The 7,278-nt window shown below is 50.5% G+C and carries 9 protein-coding genes; 2 read left to right on the top strand and 7 right to left on the bottom strand.

What is annotated here, in order from left to right:
- Positions 1-192 precede the first annotated feature (192 nt).
- The 4 genes from PHU49_12135 to PHU49_12150 are packed head-to-tail and all read right to left on the bottom strand — an operon-like array spanning position 193 to position 4,221.
- Positions 193-1,332: an acyl-CoA dehydrogenase family protein gene (locus PHU49_12135; GenBank protein ID MDD5244756.1), complete on the bottom strand. Its 1,140-nt coding sequence runs from the start codon at positions 1,330-1,332 to the stop codon at positions 193-195.
- Between the two features lie 14 nt (positions 1,333-1,346).
- Complete coding sequence (gene meaB, locus PHU49_12140) at positions 1,347-2,321, bottom strand: methylmalonyl Co-A mutase-associated GTPase MeaB (protein ID MDD5244757.1); 975 nt, start codon at positions 2,319-2,321, stop codon at positions 1,347-1,349.
- The gene (locus tag PHU49_12145; protein MDD5244758.1) at positions 2,287-3,003 is read right to left on the bottom strand and encodes a GntR family transcriptional regulator; all 717 of its coding nucleotides are present in this window, start codon (positions 3,001-3,003) and stop codon (positions 2,287-2,289) included. The genes meaB and PHU49_12145 overlap by 35 nt, the downstream gene beginning before the upstream one ends.
- An 18-nt stretch (positions 3,004-3,021) precedes the next feature.
- Positions 3,022-4,221, bottom strand: coding sequence for a CaiB/BaiF CoA-transferase family protein (locus PHU49_12150; protein ID MDD5244759.1), 1,200 nt, complete (start codon positions 4,219-4,221; stop codon positions 3,022-3,024).
- Positions 4,222-4,464: 243 nt separating this feature from the next.
- Between PHU49_12150 and trpS the strand changes: the two genes are divergently transcribed.
- A complete protein-coding gene (gene trpS / locus PHU49_12155) occupies positions 4,465-5,448 on the top strand; it encodes a tryptophan--tRNA ligase (GenBank protein MDD5244760.1) in 984 nt (327 codons plus the stop codon).
- A 219-nt stretch (positions 5,449-5,667) separates the two neighbouring features.
- Here trpS and PHU49_12160 read toward each other — a convergent pair whose 3' ends face one another.
- From PHU49_12160 to PHU49_12170, 3 genes are read right to left on the bottom strand one after another with little or no spacing between them, the layout of a single operon-like run.
- Positions 5,668-5,925 carry a type II toxin-antitoxin system RelE/ParE family toxin gene (locus tag PHU49_12160; protein MDD5244761.1) on the bottom strand — a complete coding sequence of 86 codons (258 nt, stop codon included), beginning with the start codon at positions 5,923-5,925 and terminating at the stop codon, positions 5,668-5,670.
- The gene (locus PHU49_12165) at positions 5,912-6,145 is read right to left on the bottom strand and encodes a hypothetical protein (GenBank protein ID MDD5244762.1); all 234 of its coding nucleotides are present in this window, start codon (positions 6,143-6,145) and stop codon (positions 5,912-5,914) included. Before PHU49_12165 ends, PHU49_12160 begins: the two co-directional genes overlap by 14 nt.
- A gap of 44 nt (positions 6,146-6,189) precedes the next feature.
- A complete protein-coding gene (locus tag PHU49_12170; protein ID MDD5244763.1) occupies positions 6,190-6,429 on the bottom strand; it encodes a hypothetical protein in 240 nt (79 codons plus the stop codon).
- Here PHU49_12170 and murI point away from each other — a divergent pair.
- Positions 6,428-7,231 (top strand): glutamate racemase, encoded by an 804-nt coding sequence (gene murI, locus PHU49_12175; GenBank protein ID MDD5244764.1) that lies wholly within the window; start codon positions 6,428-6,430, stop codon positions 7,229-7,231. The two genes, PHU49_12170 and murI, sit on opposite strands and share 2 nt — an antisense overlap.
- Positions 7,232-7,278: the final 47 nt, after the last annotated feature.

Consider the following 7,278-nt stretch of genomic DNA (forward strand, 5'->3'; position numbering starts at 1 on the left):
TGAATATCGGTATTGACGCTCTGGTCAACTGTCCTGTGCAGCCCTGAATAGATCACGTCCATCCCGGCATCCTTAAGCGCCAGCGCCACAACCCTGGCGCCCCTGTCATGCCCATCAAGCCCTGGTTTTGCTATTAAAACCTTTATCCTCTTAGGTGTTCCCATGAAGTTCCTCCTGAAAATTACGGTTTTATTATTTAAGACATTCCTTTGCAATGGTCGTTTTTAATATCTCCGATGTGCCTCCGCCGGAGAGAAGGAACCGGGCGTCCCTGAAGTACCTTTCTGCCGGATACTCCTCTGCGATCCCATATGCACCGTAGATCCGTGTCACCTCATCAACGACATAGCTTGCGGTCTCCGTGGAATAAAGCTTTGCCGTGGCTGCCTCCTTCTTCGCTGCCAGCCCATTATCCTTCAGCCATGCCGCGTAGTAGGTGAGAAGCCAGGAGCTTTTTATCCGCATCTCCATTTCAGCTATCTTTTCCTGTATGAGTTGGAAATTGCCGATCGGTTTACCGAAGGCCTCGCGCTCTTTTGCATACCTGATCCCCGCCTCATAAGCGCTTTCCGCAAGGCCCAGTCCAAGCCCTGCGATCATTATCCTGATCTCGCTTAAGATCGCCTCGAGGTACTGCACGCCTTTTCCTTCCTCACCGAAAAGGTTTTCCTTTGGTATATGGCATTCGTCAAAGATAAGCTCTGTGGCTGCCGAGCCCCGCGCGGACATCTTGTCTATCGTCTGCCCCACGGAAAAACCCGGCGTGTCTTTTTCAACAAGAAAAAAGGCAATGCCTTTAAGTCTTTTCGACGGATCCACCGTGGCAGCAACGGTAACAAAATCTGCTACTGACCCGCTTGTAATCCAGAGCTTTCTCCCTTTCAGGACATAACCGTCCCCTTCCCTGTAAGCCCTTGTCCTCATTGCGCCGAGGTCAGAGCCGCAGTCCGGCTCGGTGAATGCGATGGTACCTATCTTTCGGCCTGCTATGGCAGGGATCAGGAGCCTCTCCTTCTGTTCCTTGTTGCCGAACCTATGGATAAAATCAGTTCCCATGAGACACTGCATCGTCACTATTGCCGCACAAGATATGGACACCTTCGCAAGCTCTTCGGCAAGTATCGTAAAGGAGGTGCAGTCCCCGCCCATTCCGCCTATCTCCAGGGGGTACCTGATGCCAAAATAACCGAGTTTCCCCAGCTTTCCGAAAAGCTCCCTTGGAAATCTGTCCTCCCTGTCGATAAGAGCAGCATGAGGCAATACGACCTCACGCAGTGTACGGTGAACATGTTCTTTAAAAAAGATCTGTTCTTTTGTGAGATTGAAATCCATGCCCCTGCCTGCGTTTATGCCCGCCTGCTGCGCCTGGCTGTTTTTCTGTATTTTTTTGGCAGTGCCAATTTTAAAACCATCCGGACAGCCTTATAAGGATCGATCTCCTTGTTCTGAAGCCTCTCCATGACCCCCGCAAACCCCTCGTTGTCCTGCACCTCAGAGAGGAGTGCGCTCCATGCCTCTTCTTTGGAGAGGGTAAGTACCAATCTTTTCAATTTTTCCTTCGTTGCAGACTTCCCCTGAGCGTCGTCCCGCACATGTCTGCGATGCAGATCAAGGGTCGCCATAAGCCTCTCAATGCCCTCGCCTTTATTCGCCTGTATTGTTAAGACCGGTATCTGCCAGTTGTTATCTTTGCGGCCCGCAAGGTGCAGCGCGATATCCTCTGCGGCCTCTGCTGCCCCGGCCCTGTCCATCTTATTCATCACCACAATGTCCCCTATCTCAATGAGCCCTGCCTTCATCAATTGGATCTCATCCCCGTAATCAGGCGTAAGAACCGTGATAACAGAATCACAGACCGTCGATACCTGCATCTCTGTCTGTCCGGCACCGACGCTCTCAACGAGGATAACCCCTTTGCCGAGACCTTCAAGGACATATACCGCTCCCAATGTTGCCTTTGCGATACCTCCCGGAAAACCCCGGTGGGCCATGGACCGGATGAAGGTACCCTCCACCCTTTCAGCATCTCTCATCCTCACCCGGTCACCGAGAAAGGCGCCATCCCCCTTTGCACTTGTTGGATCTACAGCAATAACCCCGACCTTCTCCCTCTGGCGGCCATAACTCGCCGCAAGCCTGTTGATCAACGTGCTCTTTCCTGCCCCCGGCCCGCCTGTTACTCCAATTACATGTGCCTTGCCGGTATACGGAAAGATCAGCGAAACCGCCTCATACCCCTCATCAAGCCCTTCCTCAATCATCGAGATAAGACGGGCAGCGCTTCCCTCATCCCCTTGAAGAACCTTTTTTACCAACTCCATGTTTCAGGACTTCCTGTTTAATCTTCTTTTTAACGATGGTCTTCCCACGGGTAATATGTTTTCGTACAAGCCGCTCTACCCTGGTAGCGCGCTTTGATTTCATAAGGAGAATCATCTCACGGTGGTCCTTTATGGAGACCTCTGCCATGCCCTCATATCGCAGGATAATGATCCTGTAACGATAGATATAATCTCTCAGGTCATTGATGATGCCGTAAAGTTTGGCGCTCCGGGCAGTCCTGTATAGCCTGTCGTGGAATTCGGTATTCAGTCTGATACACTCTTCGATGTCTCCTCTTTGCAGGCACTGCTCTTCCCTGTCCACGATCTCTTCCAGGGATCTGATATCCTCGTCGGTAACCCTCATCGTAGCAAGATATGCGGCATAGCCCTCGAGGATACCACGAATACCGAAGACCTCTTCGACGTCCTCGTCCGTGATGGCGCTTACCGCGTAACCACCCTTGGACAGCTTATGGATGAGACCCTCTTTTTCAAGTTTTTGGATCGCCTCCCGGACCGGCGTTCTGCTCGTCCCCAGTTCTTCGGCAAGTTTTTCCTCAACAAGCCTCTTATTCTGCGGTAACGTCTGGTTCAGGATAGAGGTCTTGAGGGTTTTGTATACCTGTTCCCTCAAAAATCTCCCTTTCCTGATACTGACCTGGTCGTACGAGACGTCCATGTTTCCCCCTGAATAGTTTCAGATAATGCCTTTTGTCTTCAGTTCTTCCAGCTTATCCTTCGAATAGCCAAGTGTTTTTCCGTAAATCTCCTCGTTTTGCTCTCCAAAGCGTGGAGGAAAAGGAAGTTTTCTCCCCATAGACTTGATATAGTTGTTTGTGAACGGAGGGGGCGCAAGATAGATTGTCGTTCCTGTTTTCGGATCAGCGGATGTGAGTATTTCATTCTTCACATAAGGATCTTCAAGCACATCCCCGATGGCATTGACCTTGGAGATGGGGATCGTGGCGCTGGTGAATAAGGCGATCAGCCCGTCGGTTGTATATTTCTGCGTTGCCTCTTCAATCGCTTTGTTCAGATTATCCACATCCTTGATCCTTCCTTCATTCCTGCCATATTCAGGTTTTGCGAGGGCCGAGAAACCTTCTATCTGCAGCATCTTCTCCCACTGGATGTCATTTCCGACGGCAATGTAGACATAGCCGTCTTTTGTCCCGTAAACGCTCACAGGGGCAAAGAACTCGTGGGTATTCCCCCGCCTCGTGATCGTTTTGTTAAAGGACTTTGTCTGGGTGATGGGGACGGTCATCCATGAGATGGTGCTCTGGAACATCGAGAGGTCTATCCGTGTTCCTTCCCCGGTCATGGCCCGCTTGAACAGTGCCTTCATGATCAGCCCGTAGGCGTGTTCGCTGGTACCCATGTCGGGCAGCGGCACACCGAGAACATAGGGCGGGCCGTTCTTGTCGCCGGTAAGCTCCATCAAACCGCTTCTCGCCTGCAGGATCGGGTCATAGGCGGCCTCGTTGCTGTCAGGACCGAACCCTGTCAATCCCACCCATATGATATCCTTTTTTATCGATTTTACTGTCTCGTAGTCAACTCCAAGTTTCTTATAGTTTTTCGGGAGCTGGTTTGTAGCGAAGATGTCGACGTTTAATTCGACGAGTAATTTTTTGAATATCTCGTGGCCTTCGGGCGCGCCGAGGTCAAGCGTAATTGCCTGCTTGTTGCAGTTAATGGCGAGAAAATAGGTGTACATCCTGTCTTCATTGAGCCTGTTCTCGCCGACCCTCCTGTTGGGGTCACCGTATACAGGGTGCTCCATGCGTATGACCTTCGCGCCGTCGAGGGAAAGCCTGTATGAGAGGTATGGTAAAACCGTTGCCTGTTCAAGGGACAGAACCGTAATGTTTTTAAAAATTTCATGGTCTTCCATGTGCCCTCCTTTGGATACTGTATACAATTTGACTGATTTCAACTATAGTATCACTATAAATAATTGTCAAGATTTTTGTATACAAAATTAAACAACGATTGATTTAGGCTTTTTTTTATTGTAGATTAGACGGAACGCAAGCATTCAGCTATTATTATTAAGCTTTTAGCCCGTTACGGGATGCTGCTCTTGAAGGCCCTTGAATGAGAACTTGCTGTTAAAAGCCATGGTTTCGGAGGATTCATGAAAGGAAGGATATTCAGCGGGATACAGCCCACAGGGGACATACATCTGGGTAATTATGTCGGCGCGATCAGGCATTGGGTCCATTTGATGGAGGAATATGACTGTATATTCTCTGTTGTCGATTACCATGCGATTACCGTGGAATACCCCATCGACGAGCTGAAACAGCGCTCCGTCGAAACAGCGCTCATTCTTATCGCCTGCGGTCTATCGCCCGAAAAGTGCAGGATCTTTGTCCAGTCTCACGTCCCTGAGCATACAGAGCTCGCCTGGATATTCAATTGCGTAACACCCATCGGGGATCTCGAGAGGATGACCCAGTTCAAGGACAAATCGAAACAGCACAGGGGCAATATCAACATGGGCCTCATGGGCTACCCCGTCCTTCAGGCCGCGGACATCCTTATATATAAGGCAGGTTTCGTGCCTGTCGGTGAAGACCAGGTTCAGCATGTTGAACTGTCGAGGGAGGTGGCGCGAAAGTTCAACGGCAGGTATGGCGAGCTTTTCCCTGAGCCGCAGGTGATACTATCCAGGGCGCCGAAGATCCTCGGCGTTGACGGCCAGGCGAAGATGTCAAAGACACTCAATAACTATATCGGGATACTGGAAGAGGAAAAGGACATCTGGGAAAAACTGAGAACAGCGGTGACCGACGTGAACCGGGTGAGACGCTCCGATACGGGCAACCCGGAGGTCTGCAACATCTTCACGATCCACAGGGCGTTCTCGGAAAACACCATGCTTCTCGAGATCGATAAGGGCTGCAGGTCCGCTGCCATCGGCTGCATAGACTGCAAGAAGATGCTCTTCGAAAACATCAGGAAGGAGCTGACGCCCATTAGGGAAAAGGCTTTTGCCCTGAAAAAAGATACCGGCTACGTCATCGATGCCCTCAAAAAAGGCGCCGGTGAATGCAGCGTCATCGCGAAACAGACGATGGATGAGGTCCGCAAGGTCATAGGACTCTATATTCCGTAAACAGCTTACACCGAATTGCCTTCATTCATATAACTTCGTTGCCTGCTATTACCGGTACACCCGCAAGCGGGTGCTATTTTTGAATGCAACTCGGTATTACAGATCAGCGGTTAGCAATCAGCCAGGAAACCGTTCTATTTGGTCTGTCTGGTCTTAACGTTGAACGCTGAACATAGAACATTGAACAGGTCTTCCATCACAGGTGTATCGCTATTCTCTTCAGCGATAGATGTCTTTGCGATGACCGACCCGCACTATCCAGACCGTAAGCTCTTTGTCCTGGATTGAGTACACAATTCGATATCGTCCCTGACGGATACGATACCTTTCCTGGCCGGTCAACTTTTCACAGCCTGACGGTCGCGGATCTTCGGCGAGCGCCCTGATCCGCTGAAGGATCTTCCTGAGATCGGTTTTTGGTATCGCAGAAAAATCCTTCTCAACGGATTTTCGGAAATAGATTCTATATACGGCCATCTTTTTTCAGCCTTTTGACCATTTCGTCATAGCTGATCAAAGGCTCTCTAACCCTTTCTTCAAGGGCCGCTATATCTTCGACGTCCTCCGCGAGGGCCCCCCTGACAGCACTGTTGACAAGCTCCGATACGGACCGGGATGTTTCAACCGCCTTCAGGCGCAACGCCTTATGCAGGTCAGGCTCCAAATATATCGTAGCTCGTTTTGTTTGAGCGGCCATATTGCCACCTCCTCAAGTCGCTATGTAACTATAACATCATGACGTCATAACGTCAACACATCTTCTTCCGTTTTTTCCGTGTAATAAGCGAGTAGAATTCTGCAAATGGGCAAGGTGAGGTTTGGAGTTGCCCCTATCAAACCGGACACTCTTCTGGCCCTTAATTCGCCGGAACGCTGTTTTGCTGATCGCTGAGGGCTGACAGCTTTCAGCTTCCTCATATCCCTTGACTTTTCAGCCACCTTACCATAATCTTTTCCCATGCGGAAATTTTCGATTGGCATGTTCGATTCCGGCGTCGGCGGGCTCACGGTGCTCAAAGAGGTGAAGGCGCTTCTCCCCCATGAGCATATCGTCTATTTTGGCGACACGGCACGCCTGCCCTACGGAAACAAATCACCGCAGACCGTCACGAGGTATGCCCTTGAAAGCGCGCTGTTCCTCCTTACCAAGGGGATAAAGCTCCTTGTCATTGCCTGCAACACCTCATCGGCATTCGCCCTGAATATTCTCCAGAAAAAACTGCCCGTCCCTGTTATCGGCGTCATCGATCCCGGCGCAAAAGAGGCAGTGGGCCATACAAAAAACAGGAGGATAGGTGTTATCGGCACAAAAGGCACGATAAGGAGCATGGCATATGAAAGATCGATTAAAAAGATCAGCTCCGGCGCTACCGTCATCTCGCGCCCCTGTCCGCTCTTCGTCCCCATTGTGGAAGAGGGCCTCGAGAACGATGACGTCGCGTATCTCATGGCAGAAAAATACCTCAAAGACCTGAAGCGATCGGATATCGACGTCCTCGTCATGGGATGCACACATTACCCGGCATTGGAGAAGGTGATCAAAAAGGTTATGGGCAAAGGAGTAACGATCGTTCATACGGGCCGGGAGACCGCGAAAGAGGTCAAAAATACCCTGGAAAAAAAACGACTCCTGAACGATAAGGTCAGGGGCGGCTGCGAGTATTTCGTAACCGATGCACCGGAGACATTCGAAGAGATAGGAAGCCGTCTCCTCGGCGAGCGCCTGACACGCGTCAAGTCCCTCAAGAACCTCGATTTCAAAGATTTTCTCCTCTCTTCATGATCGTTCATGTCGCCCTGTCGATCCCTGTAACAAAAACATTCTCGTAC

This window comes from Syntrophorhabdaceae bacterium, from assembly GCA_028713955.1.
Lineage (GTDB): Bacteria > Desulfobacterota > Syntrophorhabdia > Syntrophorhabdales > Syntrophorhabdaceae > UBA5609.

What these genes read in the sequence shown, in the direction of transcription:
- PHU49_12160 (MDD5244761.1), bottom strand. Translation starts at nt 5,925, where the DNA reads ATGGCCGTATATAGAATCTATTTCCGAAAATCCGTTGAGAAGGATTTT.
- trpS (MDD5244760.1), top strand. Translation starts at nt 4,465, where the DNA reads ATGAAAGGAAGGATATTCAGCGGGATACAGCCCACAGGGGACATACAT.
- meaB (MDD5244757.1), bottom strand. Translation starts at nt 2,321, where the DNA reads ATGGAGTTGGTAAAAAAGGTTCTTCAAGGGGATGAGGGAAGCGCTGCC.
- PHU49_12165 (MDD5244762.1), bottom strand. Translation starts at nt 6,145, where the DNA reads ATGGCCGCTCAAACAAAACGAGCTACGATATATTTGGAGCCTGACCTG.
- PHU49_12150 (MDD5244759.1), bottom strand. Translation starts at nt 4,221, where the DNA reads ATGGAAGACCATGAAATTTTTAAAAACATTACGGTTCTGTCCCTTGAA.
- PHU49_12145 (MDD5244758.1), bottom strand. Translation starts at nt 3,003, where the DNA reads ATGGACGTCTCGTACGACCAGGTCAGTATCAGGAAAGGGAGATTTTTG.
- murI (MDD5244764.1), top strand. Translation starts at nt 6,428, where the DNA reads ATGTTCGATTCCGGCGTCGGCGGGCTCACGGTGCTCAAAGAGGTGAAG.
- PHU49_12170 (MDD5244763.1), bottom strand. Translation starts at nt 6,429, where the DNA reads ATGCCAATCGAAAATTTCCGCATGGGAAAAGATTATGGTAAGGTGGCT.
- PHU49_12135 (MDD5244756.1), bottom strand. Translation starts at nt 1,332, where the DNA reads ATGGATTTCAATCTCACAAAAGAACAGATCTTTTTTAAAGAACATGTT.